This window comes from Marinobacter qingdaonensis (assembly GCF_034555935.1).
GTDB lineage: Bacteria > Pseudomonadota > Gammaproteobacteria > Pseudomonadales > Oleiphilaceae > Marinobacter > Marinobacter qingdaonensis.
Genome location: NZ_JAYDCJ010000003.1, coordinates 1,179,946 through 1,200,286, shown reverse-complemented (window position 1 = coordinate 1,200,286; position 20,341 = coordinate 1,179,946). Strand labels below are relative to the sequence as shown.

At 64.6% G+C, this 20,341-nt stretch carries 18 protein-coding genes; 7 read left to right on the top strand and 11 right to left on the bottom strand.

From position 1 onward, the window contains the following. Positions 1 to 20 precede the first annotated feature (20 nt). Positions 21 to 2,144: a 4Fe-4S binding protein gene (locus U5822_RS08620; protein WP_322855218.1), complete on the top strand. Its 2,124-nt coding sequence runs from the start codon at positions 21 to 23 to the stop codon at positions 2,142 to 2,144. Between the two features lie 8 nt (positions 2,145 to 2,152). On the opposite strand, the gene U5822_RS08615 is transcribed toward U5822_RS08620, so the two are convergent. Continuing rightward, on the bottom strand, positions 2,153 to 2,461 hold the full coding sequence (locus U5822_RS08615) for an AzlD family protein (RefSeq protein WP_322855217.1): 309 nt from the start codon (positions 2,459 to 2,461) through the stop codon (positions 2,153 to 2,155). Then, the gene (locus U5822_RS08610) at positions 2,451 to 3,167 is read right to left on the bottom strand and encodes an AzlC family ABC transporter permease (protein ID WP_322855216.1); all 717 of its coding nucleotides are present in this window, start codon (positions 3,165 to 3,167) and stop codon (positions 2,451 to 2,453) included. The genes U5822_RS08615 and U5822_RS08610 overlap by 11 nt, the downstream gene beginning before the upstream one ends. A 114-nt stretch (positions 3,168 to 3,281) precedes the next feature. Between U5822_RS08610 and U5822_RS08605 the strand changes: the two genes are divergently transcribed. After that, positions 3,282 to 4,151: a LysR family transcriptional regulator gene (locus U5822_RS08605; protein ID WP_322855215.1), complete on the top strand. Its 870-nt coding sequence runs from the start codon at positions 3,282 to 3,284 to the stop codon at positions 4,149 to 4,151. 131 nt (positions 4,152 to 4,282) lie between these two features. Here the strand turns inward: U5822_RS08605 and exaC are convergent, their stop codons facing one another. The 4 genes from exaC to pedF all read right to left on the bottom strand — a co-directional run bounded on the left by exaC (position 4,283) and on the right by pedF (position 9,426). Beyond that, on the bottom strand, positions 4,283 to 5,803 hold the full coding sequence (gene exaC, locus U5822_RS08600) for an acetaldehyde dehydrogenase ExaC (protein ID WP_322855214.1): 1,521 nt from the start codon (positions 5,801 to 5,803) through the stop codon (positions 4,283 to 4,285). 220 nt (positions 5,804 to 6,023) lie between these two features. Beyond that, positions 6,024 to 7,799, bottom strand: coding sequence for a PQQ-dependent methanol/ethanol family dehydrogenase (locus U5822_RS08595; protein WP_322855213.1), 1,776 nt, complete (start codon positions 7,797 to 7,799; stop codon positions 6,024 to 6,026). A gap of 152 nt (positions 7,800 to 7,951) precedes the next feature. Further along, complete coding sequence (locus tag U5822_RS08590) at positions 7,952 to 8,905, bottom strand: substrate-binding periplasmic protein (RefSeq protein ID WP_322855212.1); 954 nt, start codon at positions 8,903 to 8,905, stop codon at positions 7,952 to 7,954. Positions 8,906 to 8,976: 71 nt separating this feature from the next. Beyond that, positions 8,977 to 9,426, bottom strand: coding sequence for a cytochrome c-550 PedF (pedF, locus tag U5822_RS08585; protein ID WP_322855211.1), 450 nt, complete (start codon positions 9,424 to 9,426; stop codon positions 8,977 to 8,979). Positions 9,427 to 9,689: 263 nt separating this feature from the next. Here pedF and U5822_RS08580 point away from each other — a divergent pair, with 263 nt between their 5' ends. Genes U5822_RS08580 through U5822_RS08565 form a run of 4 tightly spaced genes read left to right on the top strand, consistent with a single transcriptional unit; the run spans position 9,690 to position 13,401 of the window. Then, the gene (locus U5822_RS08580) at positions 9,690 to 10,871 is read left to right on the top strand and encodes an ABC transporter substrate-binding protein (RefSeq protein WP_322855210.1); all 1,182 of its coding nucleotides are present in this window, start codon (positions 9,690 to 9,692) and stop codon (positions 10,869 to 10,871) included. Between the two features lie 30 nt (positions 10,872 to 10,901). Further along, positions 10,902 to 11,876, top strand: a complete 975-nt coding sequence (locus tag U5822_RS08575) for a YVTN family beta-propeller repeat protein (RefSeq protein ID WP_322855209.1) — start codon at positions 10,902 to 10,904, stop codon at positions 11,874 to 11,876. Next, the gene (locus U5822_RS08570; RefSeq protein ID WP_322855208.1) at positions 11,873 to 12,595 is read left to right on the top strand and encodes an ABC transporter ATP-binding protein; all 723 of its coding nucleotides are present in this window, start codon (positions 11,873 to 11,875) and stop codon (positions 12,593 to 12,595) included. The genes U5822_RS08575 and U5822_RS08570 overlap by 4 nt, the downstream gene beginning before the upstream one ends. 2 nt (positions 12,596 to 12,597) lie before the next feature. Next, the gene (locus U5822_RS08565; protein WP_322856904.1) at positions 12,598 to 13,401 is read left to right on the top strand and encodes an ABC transporter permease; all 804 of its coding nucleotides are present in this window, start codon (positions 12,598 to 12,600) and stop codon (positions 13,399 to 13,401) included. Positions 13,402 to 13,443: 42 nt separating this feature from the next. Here U5822_RS08565 and U5822_RS08560 read toward each other — a convergent pair whose 3' ends face one another. Genes U5822_RS08560 through U5822_RS08550 form a run of 3 tightly spaced genes read right to left on the bottom strand, consistent with a single transcriptional unit; the run spans position 13,444 to position 15,819 of the window. Further along, positions 13,444 to 14,112 carry an ATP-binding cassette domain-containing protein gene (locus U5822_RS08560; protein ID WP_322855207.1) on the bottom strand — a complete coding sequence of 223 codons (669 nt, stop codon included), beginning with the start codon at positions 14,110 to 14,112 and terminating at the stop codon, positions 13,444 to 13,446. Beyond that, positions 14,105 to 14,881, bottom strand: coding sequence for an ABC transporter permease (locus tag U5822_RS08555; RefSeq protein ID WP_322855206.1), 777 nt, complete (start codon positions 14,879 to 14,881; stop codon positions 14,105 to 14,107). Before U5822_RS08555 ends, U5822_RS08560 begins: the two co-directional genes overlap by 8 nt. After that, a complete protein-coding gene (locus U5822_RS08550; protein ID WP_322856903.1) occupies positions 14,878 to 15,819 on the bottom strand; it encodes an ABC transporter substrate-binding protein in 942 nt (313 codons plus the stop codon). Before U5822_RS08550 ends, U5822_RS08555 begins: the two co-directional genes overlap by 4 nt. A 302-nt stretch (positions 15,820 to 16,121) precedes the next feature. Here U5822_RS08550 and U5822_RS08545 point away from each other — a divergent pair, with 302 nt between their 5' ends. Continuing rightward, entirely contained in the window at positions 16,122 to 16,799 is a 678-nt protein-coding gene (locus U5822_RS08545; protein ID WP_322856902.1) for a response regulator transcription factor, read from the top strand. A 34-nt stretch (positions 16,800 to 16,833) separates the two neighbouring features. On the opposite strand, the gene U5822_RS08540 is transcribed toward U5822_RS08545, so the two are convergent. Further along, positions 16,834 to 19,107, bottom strand: coding sequence for a NahK/ErcS family hybrid sensor histidine kinase/response regulator (locus tag U5822_RS08540; RefSeq protein ID WP_425258960.1), 2,274 nt, complete (start codon positions 19,105 to 19,107; stop codon positions 16,834 to 16,836). After that, positions 19,082 to 20,242, bottom strand: a complete 1,161-nt coding sequence (gene nosP, locus U5822_RS08535) for a nitric oxide-sensing protein NosP (RefSeq protein WP_322855205.1) — start codon at positions 20,240 to 20,242, stop codon at positions 19,082 to 19,084. Before nosP ends, U5822_RS08540 begins: the two co-directional genes overlap by 26 nt. Between the last annotated feature and the right edge of the window lie 99 nt (positions 20,243 to 20,341).

Sequence of the window (20,341 nt, the reverse complement as noted above, 5' to 3'; positions counted from 1 at the left end):
TAACTGTCGGGAGTTCCACCATGGCCGGGCGATTCGCACCCTTGCTGTTCCTTCTGTTGTTGGTTCCGACCCTGTCGGGGGCCGAACTGACCGACAGCCGGCGCGCGCTGATCCAGTCGCTGTTCCCGGCGGCCACCGTGATTGAAGACAAGCTGCCGGATGTTCCCGTCTACCCGGTGTACCAGCTTCAGGAGCTGCTCGGCTACGCCTACGAATCCACCGACCTGAGCCGACTGCAGGGCTTTGCCGGCAAACCCATCCAGATGATGATCGGCCTGGACACCCAGGGCCGGTTCACCGGGGTAAAAATCCTGCACCACCATGAACCGGTGTTCCTGCACGGCCTGGGGGAAGAGCCCCTGTTCGACTTTGTCGACCAGTACGAGGGCCGGTCCCTGCGCGAGCAGATCGTGGTGCAGTCGTCGCTGTCCGGGAAATCCGGCAAGAGCGCCGAAGGCGATGTGGTCTATTTCGACGGCGTGAGCAAGGCCACGGTGTCGGTATTGATCGTCAACGACACCGTGTTGTCGTCCGCGCTCAAGGTCGCGCGCCAGAAGCTCGAGGCCTTCGCCCAGTCGGCCCCGACCCGGGCCAAACCGGACTGGTTCGAACCTCTTGGCTGGCAGCAGCTGATCGACCGGGGCTACGTCAGCCGCACGCGCATCGAGGTCGACGCGGTGGAACAGCAGCTCGGCCGCCCGTTGTCGGACTACCCGGCCGACCTGACCCCACCCGATGGCGAGGCCTTCACCGAGCTGTACCTCGCCTACATGAACTCGCCCATGGTCGGGCGCAACCTGCTCGGCGACGAGCACTACGCCCGCTTCATGGCCCGCCTGGGCGAGAACGATCAGGTGTTGATGGTGGCCTCCCGGGGCATGTTCCGCCACGTGCGCGACAGCTTCACGCCGGGCAGTTCCCCGGACCGGATCGGCCTGACCCAGAACAACCTGTCGGTGGAGATGCGCGATCTGAACTGGCTGGACCAGAACTTCCGCCTGCAGGCGGACGGCCTGCCCGGCTTCGACGCGGTCAACCTGTTCCGGGTCGGCGGCAATGCCGGGTTCAATCCCGGCGCCGAGGCCAGCCTGAAGCTGAACGTGGAGTTGGCCCGCAACCACCTGATTGCCGACACCGCCAACTTCACGCTGCCGGTGCAGTTTGCCGGCGACCTGTTTGAGACCGTGGCCATCGCGGAGTCACCTGAAACCAGCCGAGAGCCGGTGTGGGTGGGCCTGTGGAAAGAACGCTGGTGGCAGATCTCGCTGCTGGTGGCGGGCCTGGCGGTACTGACGGTGTTCTTCGCGCGCCAGAAAACCCTGAGCCGGCACCCGACCCTGGTGCACCGGTTCCGCTGGGGTTTTCTGTTTTTCACCCTGTCCTTCATCGGCTTTTACGCCCAGGGCCAGCTGTCGGTGGTGAACATCTACACCCTGCTGCTGGCCCTCTGGGACGGCTTCACCCTGGATGTGTTCCTGCTCGACCCGGTGCTGTTCATTCTCTGGAGCTACACCTTCGTGACCCTGTTCATCTGGGGCCGCGGCCTGTTCTGTGGCTGGCTGTGCCCGTTCGGCGCGCTCCAGGAAATGGCAGCCTGGCTGGGACAGAAACTGCGCCTGCGCCAGATCCGGGTGCCGGAACACTGGCACCGCCGACTGATCCTGCTCAAGTACCCGATCCTGCTAGGGCTGGTCGGCACCGCCTTCTACTCGCTCACCCTGGCCGAGCAGCTGGCCGAAGTGGAACCGTTCAAGACCAGCATCACCCTGGTGTTCTGGCGGTACTGGCCCTTTGTCGCCTACGCCATTGGCCTGCTGGTGGTCGGCATGTTCATCCACAAGTTCTACTGCCGCTACCTGTGCCCGCTCGGCGCCGGCCTGGCGGTGCTGGGCCGGTTCCGGCTGTTCAGCTGGCTGGAGCGGATCGAACGCTGCGGCTCGCCCTGCCAGCACTGCAAGAACGAGTGCGGCATCAACGCCATCCGCAAGGACGGCCGGATCGACTACGACGAGTGCATCCAGTGCCTGGAATGCGTGGTGATCCTGCGGGACGACCAGCAGTGCGTGGACAGCATCGTGCGCGACAAACAGCAGCGCAAGCATCAACGCCAGGCCCGGATCCTGGCCACCGACGCCAGCGTGTAGGCACCGTGTTACAGCTGCCTGACCAGGGCGGCGGCCACAACCCCCACAGCTATGGCGGGCAATGGCTTGTTCACTGCCAGCATGAGGGCTGCGGTGGCGCACAGGGCGACTCGAGTGGCGACATCGCCGGTCAGGGCCATGGGCGCAATGAGTGCGACCAGTACCGATGCCGACATGGCGTTGATGAATTGCCGGACTCGAGCGCTGATGGGCGCGATTGACATCACATAGACCCCACCCCATCGGGTCGCCAGTGTGACAACCACCATCAGTAGGACGATGCCTACGATGCCCATGCCAGTGGTTTCAATGCTCATGGTGCTGCTCTCCCTTGACGGCCCCCGCCAAGCCTCCAGCCAGGGTGCCGACGATCACATGGCTGTTCTCGGGCAGATACCGGTACGCGAGCAGTGAGGCAATGGCAGCGACGCTCCAGATCAGGCACATGCGCGGGTTGCGATCACCGCCCAGCACCATGGCAAGCAGGAAACACCCCATCACCATATCCAGCCCCAGCGTTTTCGGATCGCTGAGGGCATTGCCGAAGTGGATACCCAGCCAGGTGCCCAACACCCAGAACAGCCAAATCGCCAGACCACCACCCAACAGCAGCCCTAGCCCGGGCTGGCCGCGGCTGAACGCCTGCATGGACATGGCCCAGTTGGCATCGGACGCCACCATCATCACGCCGTACCGTTTCAGCGGCGGCAAGTGGCGCAACCAAGGGTAAAGCGTCGCGCCCATCAACAGGTGACGGGCATTGATGGCTACCGCAGCCACCAACATGGCCACCAGGGGTACCTGGGCACCCCACAGATCCAGCAGGGCAAACTGGGCGTAGCCGGAAAAAATCAGGGCACTCATGGAGATCACCAGCGAGTCGCTCATCCCTGACTGCTTTGCGGCCAAGCCAAATGCCACCCCGAAAATGGTCACAAACAAGGAAATCGGCGTGAGGCTCTTAAAGCCTGCCCAAACCAGTGACCGGTCAAGTTGATGCAGTCCAGTGTCAGTGTGGCCCATCGCGAATTTCCCCCGCCGTTTGCACAGGACCTCAGTCTGCAATTGGCCATCCATTTAGAAAAGCGCATAATTCGATTGGCAAATATTCGATTTACAAATAGTGAGTACCGGCCCGTGACGTATCAGGATCTGCAAATGGATTGGCTCAAATGCTTTGTGGCGGTGGTCGATGCCGGTTCGCTCTCGGCGGCGGCACCGGAGGTCCACCGGTCCCAGTCGGCGGTGAGCATGCAGTTGAAAAAGCTTGAGGCCGCTTTGCAGTGCCAGCTGCTTTTGCGGGGACCACGACAACACCAGCTCACGCCAGAGGGCCAGAAACTGCTGGGTTATGCCCGGCGAATGCTTGACCTGCATGCCGAGGCCCAATCGGCCTTCCATGGCCGGGAACTCACCGGCCGGATTCGCCTCGGTGTACCGGACGACTACGCTGCCAAATACCTCACACCCGCCCTCAAGCGTTTTGCCCCGCATCACGGCTCGGTGGAAATCGAACTGAACTGTGAACAGTCCACCGCCCTGATTCCCCGGGTGGCCACTGGTGATCTTGATCTCGCCCTGGTTTCCCGGGATCACGCCCGGCAGGGCACCTTGCTCTTCCACGAACCCATGGTCTGGGTCGGCTCACCACACTTTGAAATCTGGCGGCGGGACCCGTTACCCATTGCGGTCTACGAGAGCGAAAGCCTGGCCAAGCGCAGCGCCATCAACTCCCTGGCCTTACAGGGCCGTCGTTACCGGGTGGTCTACAACAGCTCAAGTCTGGCTGGTCAGATCGCTGCGGTTGAAAGCGGGATTGCGGTTGCGGTGCTGACCCAATGCAGCATGCCGCCGCACCTGGAGGTCCTGGGTAGCGACCAGGGGCTGGGCCCACTGGAGCCGATGGAGGTGGCCGTCTATCGGAGCGCGGAGTCCAAGGGCTCCGAAGCGGTCAGCCAGCTCCACGATCTACTGGTGCGCACCCTCAGGCAGTCACAAACCCCGTAGTTTCCCGAGCGCGGCAGACCCCTCGACCAGGCACAAAAAAGCCCCTGGGGAGGGGCCAAAGAGAGGTCAGAAATGGTGGTGCGAGGAGACTCATCGCGGGCCGCCAGGACCCGCGACTTACTGCGTGCTGGTTAGAAGAAACCCAGCGGGTTGGTGTCGTAGCTGACCAGAAGGTTCTTGGTCTGCTGGTAGTGCTCGAGTGCCATCTTGTGGGTTTCACGGCCAACGCCGGACTTCTTGTAACCCCCGAAGGCGGCATGGGCCGGATAGGCGTGGTAGCAGTTCATCCACACCCGACCGGCCTGAATGGCGCGGCCCAGACGGTAGGCGCGGTTGGTGTCGCGGGTCCAGACCCCGGCACCGAGACCGAACTCGGTGTCGTTGGCGATGGCCAGGGCTTCTTCCTCGGTCTTGAAGGTGGTCACACCAACCACCGGGCCAAAGATTTCCTCCTGGAATACGCGCATCTTGTTGTCGCCCTTGAACAGGGTCGGCTGGATGTAGAAGCCGTCGTTGAAGCCAACGCCCAGGTCTTCCTTGCCACCGCCGGTCAGCACTTCCGCACCTTCCTGCTTGCCGATCTCCAGGTACGACATGATCTTGTCGAACTGTTCCTTGGACGCCTGGGCGCCAACCTGCACGTCGGTGTCGAGCGGGTTGCCACGCTTGATGGCCTTGGTGCGCTCAACCACCTTCTGCATGAAGGCCTCGTACATGTCTTCCTGGACCAGGGCCCGGGACGGACAGGTGCACACTTCGCCCTGGTTGAAGAACGCCAGCACCACACCCTCGACGCACTTGTCGATGAACTCGGGCTCGGCGTCCATGACGTCGGAGAAGTAGATGTTCGGGGACTTGCCACCCAGCTCCACGGTGGACGGAATGATGTTTTCCGCGGCGCACTTGAGGATGTGCGAGCCGACCGGGGTGGAGCCGGTGAAGGCGATCTTGGCGATGCGCTTGCTGGTGGCCAGGGCCTGGCCCGCTTCGATGCCGTAGCCGTTGACGATGTTGAGCACGCCCGGCGGCAGCAGGTCACCGATGATTTCCATCAGCAGCAGGATGCTGGCCGGGGTCTGCTCGGCCGGCTTGAGCACGGTGCAGTTGCCGGCGGCCAGGCAGGGGCCCAGTTTCCAGGCCGCCATCAGCAGCGGGAAGTTCCAGGGGATGATCTGGCCCACAACACCCAGCGGCTCGTGGAAATGGTACGCCACGGTGTTGTGGTCGATTTCACCCATGTGGCCTTCCTGGGCGCGGATACAGCCGGCGAAGTACCGGAAGTGGTCGGCAGCCAGGGGGATGTCGGCGTTCAGGGTCTCGCGCACGGCCTTGCCGTTGTCCCAAGTTTCCGCCACGGCCAAGGCCTCGAGGTTGGCCTCAATGCGATCGGCAATTTTCAGCAGGATGTTGGAACGCTCGGTGGGCGAGGTCTTGCCCCAGGCCGGGGCCGCCTTGTGCGCGGCGTCCAGGGCCAGTTCGATGTCTTCGGCGGTGGAGCGGGGAATCTCACAGAACACCTCGCCGGTGACCGGGGTGATGTTCTCGAAGTACTGGCCCTTCACGGGCTCGACCCACTCGCCACCGATGTAATTCTGGTAACGGGATTTGAATGAAACGACAGAACCTTCCTGTCCGGGATTTGCGTAGATCATGGCATCGACCTCTTGTTGTGTTTGTCGCAGGACAACGCGGCCTTTCGCGTTTACCCATTCAATGTAGTAGCCGATGGCAAATAGGTGAATGATGCGATAGGGGCGAAAAACTCGTTCCTTGGTAGTAGAAACCTGCAGCCCCGTGGCAGCTGCGGCCGCGGGTTGCGGCCAAAAAAAAGGGCTGCCAAACGGCAGCCCAAGAGACACTCACATGAAGAACTCAGTTCGATGCAACGCGATCCTTCGGCAGTTTGAAGGTCCAGACCATGCCGCCCTGGTTGAAGTCCTTGACCACCTTGGCCACTTCACCACCCCACAGGGGAACGGCACCGCCCCAGCCCGACAGCACTGACACGTACTGCTCGCCGTCCATTTCCCAGGTCACCGGCGTGCCGACTACCCCGGAACCGGTGTTGAACTTGTACAGTTCCTCGCCGGTCTTGGCGTCGAAGGCCTTCAGGTAGCCTTCCGGCGTACCGGTCAGCACCAGGTTACCGGCGGTGGTCATCACACCACCCCACAGCGGCGCGGTGTTCTCGTAGCGCCAGACTTCCTCACCGGTTTTCGGATCCATGGCCCGCAGCACACCGATGTAGTCATCGTTAGCCGGCTTGATGGTGAAACCGGCACCCAGGAAGGCCGCGCCCTTCTTGTAGGAGACCGGCTCGTTCCAGATGTCCATCGCCCACTCGTTGGACGGTACGTAGAACAGTCCGGTGCTCTTGCTGTAGGACATGGGCATCCAGTTCTTGCCGCCCAGGAACGCCGGCTGCGCCAGCACCTGTTCGCCTTTCTTGCCGTCCATCGCGGCCGGGTCACCCGGGCGCCCGCCCTCGGTGAAGATCGGACGACCGGTCTTGGGATCCAGGCCCTCGGCCCAGGTGATCTTGTCGACGAACGGGAAGCCGCGGATGAAGTCGCCGTTCTCCCGGTTGAGCACGTACATGAAGCCGTTACGGTCGGCGGTGGCGGCGGCCTTCACGGTCTTGCCGTTGTCGCTGTAGTCGAACGAGACCAGCTCGTTGACGCCGTCGTAGTCCCAGCCGTCGTGGGGCGTGGTCTGGAAGTGCCACTTGATGCTGCCGTCGTCCGGATCGATGGCGAGCCGGGAAGAGGAGAACAGGTTGTCACCCGGACGCAGGTGCGAGTTCCAGGGCGCCGGGTTACCGGTACCGAAGAACAGCGAGTTGGTGTCCGGGTCGTAGGTGCCGCCCAGCCAGGTGGCCGCGCCGCCGTTTTTCCACATATCACCGGGCCAGGTCTTGCCGGCCTCGCCGCCGGAAATGCCATTCTCGATGGCCTTGCCGTCCTTGTAGACGTAGCCCATGTGGCCTTCAACGGTCGGCCGGGTCCAGACCAGTTCACCGGTGTTGGCGTCATAGGCCTCGACCTTGCCGACAATACCGAACTCGCCGCCGGACACGCCGGTGATGACTTTGCCGTTGACGACAATGGGCGCCGCGGTGATGGCGTAACCGGCCTGGTAGTCTTCGACCTTCTTGATCCACATGGGCTTGCCGGTGTCCTTGTTCAGGGCGACCAGCTTGGCGTCCAGGGTGCCGAAGATGACCTTGTCGTCGTACAGGGCCACGCCCCGGTTGACCACGTCACAGCAGGGCATGATGCCATCGGGCAGGCGGGCGTCGTACTGCCAGATTTCCTCACCGGTTTTGACATCGATGGCGTAGACCCGCGAATAGGAGGCGGTGACGTACATCACACCGTCCTTGACCATCGGCTGGGCTTCCTGGCCGCGCATTTTCTCGCTGCCGAAGGAGAAGGCCCAGACCGGTTGCAGGTACTGGATGTTGTCCCGGTTGAGGGTGTCCAGGGTGCTGAACCGCTGACCCTGCAGGCCCATGCCGTAGGTAACGACATCGCCCGGTGTCTTATCGTCGTTCATGATGTCCTGGTCGGTGACCGCCTGGGCCCCGAAAGACACCGCGAGCGCCAGGGCGCTGGTCGCAATGCGGGTACCGAACTTGTTCGATCTCATGGTTGCGCTCTCCAATTCTCTTGTTGTCGGTTTCTCGGAAAACGGGAAATCTTCCCGCCTGTGTACCGATTCTTCGCGCTCAGCCGTACCGCAACAATTGCTCCCCCGAACAGGTTTTCTCATCACTTGGTAGTACGACTGCGACCCGCGACTTACTCGCCAGCAGCCTGGGCCAGGGCTTCTGGCTCCAGAAATTCCCGGTAGTACTGGGGCACGCTGTACCGCAACTCGAGCCCGGCAAACAGGCGATTCAGGTCACCGCTGCGCACCAGCCGGTCGACGATGGCTTCCAGGGCGTAGCCCAACTGCCGATGGGTGTGCTTGATGGCCATGCCAACGTCCCAGACCTGCTTACCGATGCCTGGGAAACCATTACCGGCCAACTGGAATCGGGCGTTGTCGGGTTTGCCCAGCTCGTGATCGATCTCTGCGCGCATGCCCATGACCGCGCTCACCTCGCCCCGGCGCATGGCGGCAAAGGCGTCGGCCACGTTGCGGTAATGGTGGACCTGCTCCCGCAGGCGGCCCCCAAGGCCCGAACTCAGGTAGAAATCCGGCAGGGTGTCAATTTCCACCCCGATGGGGTGGTACTGGAACACGGCCACGGTTTTCACGCTCTCGAGCTTGTCGGGGTCGTAGGCGATCTGCCAGGTTTCCTGCTGATAGGGTCCGAACAGCACCACCTGCTCGTTAATGTACTCGCCGGTGGAATCCTGCATGTAGGCGTACTGCTTGTCGTAGGGCACCCGCATCATCACATCCGCCAGCCGCTGCTTGGCCAGGTAGTGGCCCTTCCACACGTTGTTGCGCAGGTCGTCCCCCAGGTTCTCGTCGGGGGTGATCCAATGCACCCGGAACTCCACCCCCATCTCCTTGGCGATCCGTCGGCCCAACTCGACGTCGATGCCCCGGGGCTCGCCGTCAACGGCGTAGGAATAGGGTGGAAAGTTTTCGTAGACGCCAACCTTGAGGTACCCGGACTCGAGAATGATGTCGTAGGTCCGGTCGGCCGGCCGATTCAGCAGCTGGTTGCCATCGTTGACTTCCTGGGCCCAAGCGGTGGCACAGGTCAGCATCAGGAGCAGAACTAACAGGACATTCTTCATCTTTTTCCCCCAACGACGAAGGGCCGGCGTAGCAGCCGGCCCGGTTCACAGTCTCAACACGACCTCAGCCATCACTCCGGCTTCGGCAGGGACTCCACGTAGCTCTTGATGGCCCACATGGCGTTCTGGTCGAGGGTTTTCTTCCAGGCTGGCATACCGCGATCGGTACCGTTGCGCACCCGGGTGATGTAGTACTCGTCGTCCCACACGGTCAGTTCCCGCAGGTCCGGGGTCAGACCGCCGGACATGGCGCGAATGCCGTGGCACACCGCGCAGTTGCCGGCGTAGGCGCTCTCACCCACCGCCACGGCCTCGGCATTGAATTTGCCCAGCTCGTTACCTTCGCGGAACGGGTTCTCGGCACGCACCTCGTCCCCCAACTCCGGCAGGCCGCCGGTGTCGACGTCCTGGGGGGTGACATTGCCATGGCCGCGGGCCTGACCGGCGGCCAGCAGCAGCGTGGTGGCCACCAGCAGCAGCGCTGAGGCAACCAGAATTTTGAGTGAAGTGGATGTTGTCATTGTGTTTACCTCTGCGGTTTCCCATGCGTTGGCTCACAGGGTTCGGGATGAACCAACACGCTGACTGTCAGTCTAGGAATCCGCAGCGGCGTCCCGAATGCCACTTTGGAGGCGTTGGATTACTTCCTTGGTCGTAGGTGACCGGTAGTGCGCAGCAAAACCGATACTTTGGTACTGCCTGATTCCAACTTTTTGAATATTTCCGGGGGCATTTGCCCTCTCTATGCTGGGCGGAAGACAACAACAAAAGGGAGTCTGCCCCCATGCCCGGCTGCCAACACACACGACTGCTGGCCCTGATACTCCTGCTCTGGTTCAGCCCCCTGGCGGCGCTGCACGCCGAGTCGCTTGAGGTTCGGGTCGGCTACATCCAGTGGGTACCGGACACCGGCCCGGTGCTGTCAAACGTGCTTCCGGAACCGGCCGACGCCGGCTTGCGCGGCGCCGAACTCGGCATGGCCGACAACGCCACCACCGGCCGCTTTCTCGGCCAGAGCTACCTCCTGGACAGCCGGCAGGTCAGCTCCGCCGACGAGGTGACGGCGGCCTTCGACGAGCTCCGGGGCCAGGGTATCCGCCTGTTCGTACTTCGGGTTCCGGGTCCGAGCCTGCAGGCCCTGGCCCAAAGGGACGGCTCTGACGATCTGCTGCTGGTCAACGCCGGCGCCAAGGACGACCACCTGCGGACCACCTCCTGCCTGCCTGGGGTGATTCACACCATACCCAGCTTTGCCATGCTCACCGATGCCCTGGGCCAGTGGCTCAATCAGCGTCGCTGGAAGCAACTGTTTCTGATCACCGGCCCCACGGACGACGACCTGGCCTGGGCCAGCGCCTTCCGCCGCACCGCCAAACGCTTCGGCCTCAAACTGGTCGAGGACAAGCCCTGGACCTTCGACGCCGACCTGCGCCGCACCGCCGCCAAGGAACTGCCGCTGTTTACCCAGGCCGACGATTACGACGCCGTGGTAGTGGCCGACGTGCGCGGCGACTTTGGCGAGTACGTGCCCTTCAACACCTGGCTGCCACGACCGGTGGTCGGCACCCAGGGCATGACGCCGGTGGCCTGGCATCGGGTGGTGGAAAACTGGGGCGCGGCCCAATTACAGAACCGGTTTCGGGAGCTGGCCGACCGCGACATGACCGGCGAGGACTACGCCGCCTGGGCCGCGGTGCGCAGCATCGGCACCGCGGTCACCGAACTGAACAGCGCCAGCGCCAGCGAGATCCGTTCGTTCCTGTTCAGCGACCAATTCCAGCTGGCCGGATTCAAGGGCCGAAAACTGACGTATCGGGACTGGAATGGCCAACTCCGCCAACCCATCCCGTTGGTTCATCCCCGCGGGCTGGTGGCCCAGGCACCGTTCGACGGTTTCCTGCACCCGCACAACCAGATGGACACCCTGGGCTATGACCGGCCCGAAAGCCAATGTCGGGTCCACTGACCCCCCAACAATAAAATCGGGACTACTACGATGACCACACTGATCAAGAGAACCGCCCTGGCCGCGATGATTGGCCTGTCGACCCCGGCCTTCGCCAGTCTGGCCTACGTCTCGAACGAGAAGGACGACACCCTGTCGATCATCGACACCGAGACCCAGAGCGTGCTGGACACCATCAACGTCGGGCAGCGCCCACGGGGCATCCTGCTGTCCAAGGACCACTCCAAGCTGTACATCTGCGCCAGTGACGACGACACCGTTCAGGTGCTGGACCTGGCAACCCGGAAGATCATCGATACCCTGCCCTCGGGCGAGGACCCGGAGCAGTTCGCCCTGCACCCGAACAACAAGCACCTGTACATCGCCAACGAGGACGACGCCATCGTCACCGTGGTGGACGTGGACACCAAGGACGTCCTGGCCCAGATCGACGTGGGCATCGAGCCGGAAGGCATGGCGGTCAGCCCGGATGGCAAGTGGGCGGTGAACACCTCGGAAACCACCAGCATGCTGCACTGGATCAACACCGAGACCTTCAAGATCGAGAAGAACATCGTCGTCGGCCAGCGTCCGCGGCACGTGGAATTCACCAGGGACAGCAAGATCGCCTGGGCCTCGGCGGAGATTGGGGGCACCGTGCACATCATCGATGTCGACAAGCTGGAGCAGGTTCACGAGATGAGTTTCAAGGTGCCCGGGGTCAATCAGGACCGGGTCCAGCCGGTGGGCATCGAGCTGACCTCCGACGGCAAGTACGCCTTCGTGGCCCTCGGCCCGTCCAACCACGTGGCCGTGGTCGACGCCCAGACCTACGAGGTGCTGGATTACCTGCTGGTCGGTGCTCGGGTCTGGCAGCTCGACCTCGACAAGGACGAGAAGCACCTGTACACCACCAACGGCGTGTCCGGCGATGTCTCGGTAATTGATGTCGAGGAACTGAAGGTGCTCAAGTCGATCAAGGTCGGCCGCTACCCCTGGGGCGTGGTCATCGATCCCTCGTCATGACCATTGACGCCCGCAACATCGGTTTCCGCTACGGCGAGCAGCCGGTGCTGAAGGAGGTCAGCTTCACTCTGACGGCGGGCCGCTTTCACGCGTTACTGGGCCCGAACGGCGCCGGCAAGTCCACGCTGTTCGGCCTGCTCACCCGACTGCTGGCGCTGCAGCAGGGCGACCTGCTGCTGGCCGGGCGTTCCCTGAAGCAGCACCCGGCCGAGGCCATGCGCCAGCTGGGTGTGGTGTTCCAGCAGAACGCTCTGGACCTCGATCTCACGGTGCGCCAGAACCTGCATTATCACGCCGCTCTGCACGGTCTGTCGCGCCGAACCGCGCGCGCCCGCAGCCAGCGCGAACTGGAACGCTTTGGCCTGCTGGAGCGGGCCGACGACGCGGTGCGCCAGCTCAACGGCGGCCACCGCCGGCGGGTGGAAATTGCCCGGGCCCTGCTGCACCAGCCCAGCATCCTGCTGCTGGACGAGGCCACCGCCGGGCTCGACATCGCCAGTCGCAATGCCCTGAACAGTCACGTCCGGGACCTGTGCGCGCAGGACGGCCTGACCGTCCTCTGGGCCACCCACCTGATCGAGGAGGTGCGCAACGACGACCGGGTGCTGATCCTGCACCGGGGCCAGCTGCTGGCCGACGGCGACGGTCACCGGCTCTGTGCCGAGCAGGGCAGCGGCGACCTGGCGACGACTTTCCACACCCTCACCGGAGCCGGCTGATGATGAACCTGTCCCACTACTGGCATGGCTTTGTCGGGATCCAGACCCGCGAATGGCTGAGGTTCTGGCAGCAGCGCACCCGCTTTGCCAGCGCCCTGGTGCGCCCCCTGCTCTGGCTGGTGGTGTTCGCCGCCGGGTTCCGGGCGGTGCTGGGCATTTCCATCATTCCGCCCTACGACACCTACATCACCTACGAAACCTACATTGCCCCCGGCCTGTGCGGCATGATCATCCTGTTCAACAGCATGCAGGGGGCGCTGTCCATGGTGTACGACCGGGAATTGGGCAGCATGCGGGTGCTGCTGACCAGCCCCCTGCCCCGCCCGTTCCTGCTGGTCACCAAGCTGCTGGCCATGGGCGGTGTCTCCATCGCCCAGGTCTACCTGTTTCTGCTGCTGGCGCGGCTGGTGGACGTGGAGCCGCCCGGGTGGGGGTACCTGGCGGTGCTGCCGGCGCTGATCCTGACCAGCCTGATGCTCGGCGCCCTGGGGCTGCTGATCGCCACCTGGGTGAAGCAGCTGGAGAATTTTGCCGGGGTGATGAACTTCGTGATCTTCCCGATGTTTTTCCTGTCCTCGGCGCTCTACCCGCTGTGGCGGATGAACGAAGCCAGCCCGTGGCTGTACTGGCTGTGCCAGTTCAATCCGTTCACCCACGCGGTGGAGGCGATCCGGTTCTCCCTGTACCTGACCTGGAATCCGCAGGCCTTCGGGATTGCCGCCGGCGTGACCCTGGTGCTGGCGCTGCTGGCGACCGCCGGCTTCAAGCCCCAGCGCACCCGCATCCTGGGCAACCGCCCGGCCTGAGCCGCCATGGCTGCCGGCCCCGTCGCCCCGGGGCCGAGGCAGTCAACCCACCCGCTCGGGCGTTCTCAGCGCTTCCAGGATTTGCCCGACGTCGTCACCGGCGGCCACTGGTGCGTCCCACTGCAGGCGCGCCGGCTCGCCGTTGAGGTACCAGAGCCGGGTGGCCAGTTCGGCCGCGTCCCGGGCGTCGTGGGTGACGCACACCAGCCCCATGCGTGGATGCTGGGCCAGCAGCTCCAGGATCAGCCGTTTGAGGTCGTCGGCTCGTACCGGGTCCAACGAGGCGAAGGGTTCGTCCAACAGCAGCAGATCGGGCTTGACCGCCATGGCCCGGGCCAGGGCCGCACGTCGGGCCATGCCCAGGGAGACCTGGTCGGGCAGCAGGTGGCCGTAGCCGGCCAGGCCCACCGCCATCAGCAGCCGGTCCGCCTCACCGTCGGTGGCGCCGACGATTTTCAGGTTCTGGCGCAGGCTGCGCCAGGGCAGGAGTCGGTGCTCCTGGAACAGGTAACCGATGCGTACCGGCTCTGCCGCGCGAGCGACGGTACCCCGCCGGTCACGATCCAGCCCGGCAATGGCGTTGAGCAGGGTGGTCTTGCCGACCCCGGACGGCCCCAGCAGGCACACCCGGTCGCCACGCGCGACGCGGGTGCTGATGGCGCCCAGCACCGGCCGCTGAAAGCCGAGGCCGCCGATGTTCAGTTCAAGCATGGGCCACCTCCGGTCGACGCCAGCGGCTGGCGCGACGCTCCAGGGGCTGCAGGATGGCCAGCTCGATGACCTGGACCACGGCGATGAACGCCAGGCTGTAGGCCAGAATGGTGGCCACGTCGAACACCTGAAACGCCATGTGCAGCTTGAAGCCGACGCCGCTGGATCGGCCCAGCAGCTCCACCACCAGCACGATCTTCCAGATCAACGCCAGGCCGCCCCGGGTCGCCGCCATCAGGTAGGGAAACATCTGCGGCAACCAGACTTCCCGCAGCCACTGCCAGCGGGTGAACCGGTAGGCCCGGGCCATCTGTTCCAGCTTGACGTCGAGGCTTCGGGCCCCCTCGCGCACGGTCACCGCCACGTTGGGCACCTTGTTGATGATCACCGCGAGCAGGGCCGCCACCTCCACCAGGCCAAACCAGACGTACATGAGGATGATGGTGACCAGCGCCGGCAGGTTCAGCAGCACCACCAGCAATGGGTCGAACAGGGCATTGAGCCGGGCCGAGCGGCCCAGGGCGCTGCCGATGACCGTGCCCAGCAGCATCGCCAGGGCAAAGGCCACCGCCACCCGGGCCAGGGTGGCGCTCAAGTGGCGCCAGAGCTCGCCGTTCACCGCCTCCGCGCCCAGGGTGGTCAACACCGCACCCGGGGTCGGCAGCAGCGCCGTGTCCAGGCCCGCGGCCAGGGCCGCCCAGACCAGGACGGTCGCCGGCAGCACCACCCAGTAACTCCACAGCGGCGGCTGGCCGCCCCCGGCCGTCACCGGTCGGCTCCAACAAACAGCTGGGCCGGCATCAGCCGGCGTCCATTCGCGCCGGTCAGGGCCAGCAAGGTGTGCAGGTCGGCCAGGCGCTTTTCGGTCAAGGGTTGCGGTCGGCCCGCCAGATAGCCCTCGCGCAGCGCCGCCAGTTCCCCGGCGCTCGGGTCCTGCATCAACGGGGCCAGGCGCTGCCAATGGTCCGGGTCATCCGCCAGGGATTGCTTGGCCTGCGCCACCGAGCGGGCAAAGCGGGCAATCAGGTCCGGGTGGTCGTCGGCCCAGGCTTTCGGAAACACATAGCCCAGCACCGGCAGGTTCGGATCCAGGTCCAGGGCCGTCAGCAGCTCCTCGAGCCGGAATGCCGAGCGCCAGCCACCCTGGCCTTTGAGCCGGGCGGCGAAGTGCCAGTAGGTGACGATGGCATCGACCTGGCCGCGTTTCAGGGCCTGGCTGAGCAAAGGCGGTGCGCCGAACTGCAGGTCGACACTGGCGGCCAGGTCCAGCCCCTGTTGCGCCGCCACCCGTTGCAGCAGGATCCAGCCCTTGCTGTCCGGGCCGCCGGCCACCCCGAGCCGCCGACCGGACAGGTCGGCCAAGGACCGGATGGGGGACGCCTCGGCCACCACCAGGTCACCGATCTGGGACGAAAACGGCAGGTACAGGTAGGGCACCCCGGCCTCATACCGGGCCTGGGCCCAGAGCAGGTCGGCAACCGCGCCCTGGACACTGCCACTGGTCACCGCCAGCCGGGACGCCGGCAGGTTCGCCACCGGGCGCAACTCGAGCCGGTAGCCGTTGGCCCGATCGAGCCCGGCGTGCTGGAGGTGGTCGAGCTCCCAGTGGGCGGTGCCGGCCTGCAACACGCTGAGGGTCAGCACCGGCTCGGCCGACGCCGCCGCGCTCAGCAGCAGGCCCGCCACCAGGGTGCCCCACCGGCGCATCGGCCGTTGCCACCACCTTGATTCGCTGCACGTTGATTGCTTCATACCTGCACGATACGAAGCCCGCCAGGCATCCAGAATAGTACTTTGGTGCCTGTTTTTTGGTGCGATGGTCGCATTCAACCGATGGGGGTAATGGCGTGTAATGGCACTATCACAAGAATAAGCAGAGGCATGGCTTGAACGCCTCTGCCAAGGAGATTGTCATGCTGAACGAGCTTGATGCCGCACTCTCGCCGGAAAACCGCTATGATGATTCCGGAACCCGCGCCGATACCGACAACAAACAGGCAGAGGCAGTCATGGAGCCTGCGTACAAAATTCTGATCGCCGACGACCACCCGCTGTTCCGGGAAGCCATCAGCAGTGTGATCGCGTCCGGCTTCGAGGGCAGCGAGATCATCGAGACCGACGACCTCGACAGTGCCCTGGAACTGACTCGCAACAACGACGATCTGGATCTGATCCTGCTCGACCTGAACATGCCCGGCATGCACGGCCTGAACGGCCTCATCACCCTGCGCAACGAGGCGCCCAGCATTCCGGTGGTGATCGTGTCGGCGGAGGAAGACAAACAGGTGGTGCTGCAGGCGATCACCTACGGCGCGGTGGGCTTCATCACCAAGTCCTCGCCCCGGGCCCAGATGACCGAGGCCATCCAGCAGATCCTCAACGGCAACGTCTACCTGCCGTCGGACATCATCCGCACTGGCAACGAGAACCGGCAGCGCCGCAGCCGTAACGACGACAACCCGATTTCCCCGGAGCTGCTGAACTCACTGACCCGGCGCCAGCTGCTGGTGCTGGAGCGCATGTCCAAGGGCGAATCCAACAAGCAGATTGCCTACAACCTCAACATCGCCGAGACCACGGTCAAGGCGCACGTCTCCGCCATCCTGCGCAAACTCGGGGTGCACAACCGGGTCCAGGCCATCCTGTCCGCCAGCGACGTCGATTTCAGCCAGTACCTGAAACGCTGACCGGCGGCGGTGGCGGCGCCGTCGCTACCGCCCGTCACCGCCGATTGTGCACCACATGGTGCAGCACACTGCGCAACTTCAACGGTTTCACCGGCTTGTTCATCAACAGGAAGCCCAGGTCACGGATCTGCTGCTTCAGCTCGTTGGAATAATTGGCGGTGATCATCAACACCGGCGCCGGCGTGCGCCGTCGCCGGTTGATGGCGTCGACCACATCGACGCCGTTTTCGTCGTTGTCCAGGTGGTAGTCGGCCAGGATCAGGTCGACCGGGCTGGTCTCGATCACCAGCTGACGCTCCAGGTCGGTCAGGGACACCGCCGTCACCACCTGGCACGACCAGCCCTCCAGCAGCGTTTGCATGCCCTGGCAGATGGCCCGGTCGTTGTCGATCACCCAGACCCGGGCACCGTCCAGGCCGTCCCCGGGCAGCGCCAGGGGCGCGGTCACCACCGGCCGTGACGGCTGCAGCCGGCCCAGGGGCACACGCACGCTGAACACCGAGCCCTTGCCTTCCACCGAGGACACCCGGACCTCGTGGCCGAGCATGCGCGCGATCTTGTCGACAATGGCCAGCCCCAGGCCCAGGCCCTTGTCCGCCGGGGCGCCGCTGGGCCGGATGCGTTTGAATTCCTGGAAGATCTCGGTCAGCTTGTCCTCGGGAATGCCCGGTCCGGTGTCCCAGACCTGCAGCCAGATGTCCTCGCCCTCGCGCCGGCAACCGAGCAGGATGCGGCCGCTGCGGGTGTAGCGAATGGCGTTGGTCAGGAAGTTGCGCAGGATTCGCGCCAGCAGCTGGGAGTCGGATTCCACCACCGCCGAGCAGGGGACGAAATCGAGCCGCAGGCCCTCGGCCTGGGCCATCTGCCGGAATTCCCGGGCGATGTTGTTGAGCAGGTCGCGCAGGTCGAACGCCATCACGTCCGGCTTGATCACCCCGGCATCGAGCTTGGAGATATCCACCAGGGTGCCGAGCAGGTTTTCAACATCGTCCAGGGAGGTGCTGACCGAGCGCACCAGGCCCTCGGCCTTGGGCCCGAAGCTCTGCTCCAGCAGCGCACTGGTGAACAGCCTGGCGGCGTTCAGGGGTTGCAGCAGATCGTGGCTGACCGCGGCCAGGAATTTGGTCTTGGACATGTTGGCGCGCTCAGCCTCGAGCTTGGCGTCGCGCAGCCGCGCCTCGACCGCCGCCCGCTCCGAGATTTCCTGCCGCAGCTTGTGGTTGAGGCCGGTCAGGGCTGCGGTGCGCTCCTTCACCCGACGTTCCAGGTCGTCGTAGGCCTGTTCCAGCGCCAGCGCGGTCTTGCGTCGGTCGGTGATGTCGCGGATCAGCACGAAGAAGCCGACGATGTCGCCAAACTCGTCCAGGTTGGGCACGTAGGACCGGAGCATGTAGCGCACCTCGCCGCCGCGCCCGGTCTCCTCCAGTTCGAAGGTGACGTTGTGCCCATCCATGACCTCGAGGATCTGGGGCAGCAGGCGCTGATAAAACTCCGGGCTGTGGATCTGGTCCAGGCGCTGGCCCAGCAGGGGCGCACCGTCGCGGTCGTACCAGGCCTCGTAGACCTTGTTGCAGAACTGCACGGTCATGTCCGCGCCGACGTAGGCAATCAACGCCGGCACGTGGTCGGTGACCACCCGGATCCAGCGCTCACTCTCTTCCAGAGCCTTGATCCGACGCATCATTTCGCTGTTCTTGACGTCGGTGATGTCGGAATAGAGCACCACCAGACCACCCTCCCGGGTCGCCCGTTCGGTGACCTGGACCCAGCGGTGATTGGCCAGCAGGAACACCGAGCCTTCCGGGTCGTCGTGGTGGTGTTCCTCGAGGATCAGACCGCAGGCCTCGGCCCGGGCCTTGACCTCCTGCACGCTGGTACCGGGCTCCGGCGCCACCGCGCCGACGTCGCGCCAGTAGCTGCAGAACCGGCTGTTGCTCTGAATCAGGCGATGGTGACGGTCGAACAGGACAAAGCCGTCGGCGATGCTTTCGATGGCGTCACTGAGCCGCTGGCGGGTGGTTTCCGCCTCTTCCCGGGCCCGGTCGACCGCGGTGTGGCTGGCCTTGAGCTCTTCCATGGCGTGATTGAGTGCGTCGGTGCGCTCACGCACCTGCTCGGCCAGGATCACCGAGTGCTCGAACGCCGCGTAGGGCTCGGGTTTGTGCGCCACGCCCGACTCCACCCGCACGATCAGGGCGTCGCGAATGCGCCGCAACCGCAGGTTTTCCGCTTCCAGCGCGTCAATGCGCTGTTGCAGCTCCCCGGCCGAGGGCTGGGTGGGGTCAGGAACGGGCAGCAGGCTGGCCAATCACCACCCCCGTGAACGTCTGGTTGATGTGCATGCCGTCGAACTGCTCGCCGTAGGTGTTGAAGCCGATGACCCGGTGGTGGCGCATGAACTCGGACACCGCCGCCACTTCCCCGGTCAGCTCCGCTTCCAGCCGGCGCAGGAAGCAGTCGCAGCCGATGGTGATCAGGGGCGTGCCCACCACCCGCTCGGACGCCTCGATCTGGTGGCGCACGCTGTCGAGCAGGGCCTCGGGCTCCATCGCGGTCATCACGATGCCGGTTTCCACCGCGCAGTAGAAGGTCAGGCTGCCATCGGCATTGACCCGCTGGATGGAGCGGACAAAGTAGTGGCCGCCGATTTTCACGCCCAGGGGGCGCAGGGCAAAGATCTTGCGGTCGAGCTGCTCGACCGGGACACCCACCACCCGGGCGTAGGCCTGGGCCGCCGGCTCGGCATTCAGTTCATTGACCGTGCGGCGCTCCGGGCAGGCGTCGGTCACCACCAGTTTCTCGCGGCGATCGACCATGTGGTGGGTGGAAAACACCCGGAAATCCAGCGGCGTGTTGACCAGCATCACGGTGGCGGCCCCGGAGTGGAACTGGCCATCGAAGTAGACGTGGGTATTGGCCAGGCGCTCGTCGTCACCAGCGGAGCCACCGAACTGGGGAATGGTGCCCAGGGCCGAGTTCAGGGTGGCCAGCACCAGCTCCTCGCGACTGGACAGGCCATCCAGCAGGGTAATGGCGAAGGTGTGGCCCTTGACCGGCGCCAGCCGGGCGTCGCGACAGGTGGCCAGCAGGCCGTCGATGACGCCCTGGGCGTCCTGCAGGGCAAACCGGTCGAGGGAGGAGATCAGGGCGCAGTCGATGGCGAAATAACGGCGGTCGAAACCGATGGCGGTAATGCAGCCGCGGCCGTAACCCTCGGGGGTGATTTCACCGGCGGAGGTGCAGCCACAGACCCGGATCTCGGGAAAGGCGGCGTCCAGGGCGGGGCCGAGCTGGTCCAGCTGGTATTCGGCCGAGCAGAAGAACAGCACGCAACCCAGATGCTCGTGCTGGAGCTGGGCGGCCAGCTGGCTGGCGGCCAGGGCCGGTTCGCGCACGTGGACGCTGGCAGTCCGCACAGCAGACGGGACCGTCTCTGGGCTCATAATCACCGGTTCCAAAGGCTCGGGAGTTTGTTCCGATTCTACGGCATCCGGGTAAGCTGCCAATGCGACTTCCGTGCTTTTTATCGGCGCGCCGAAATG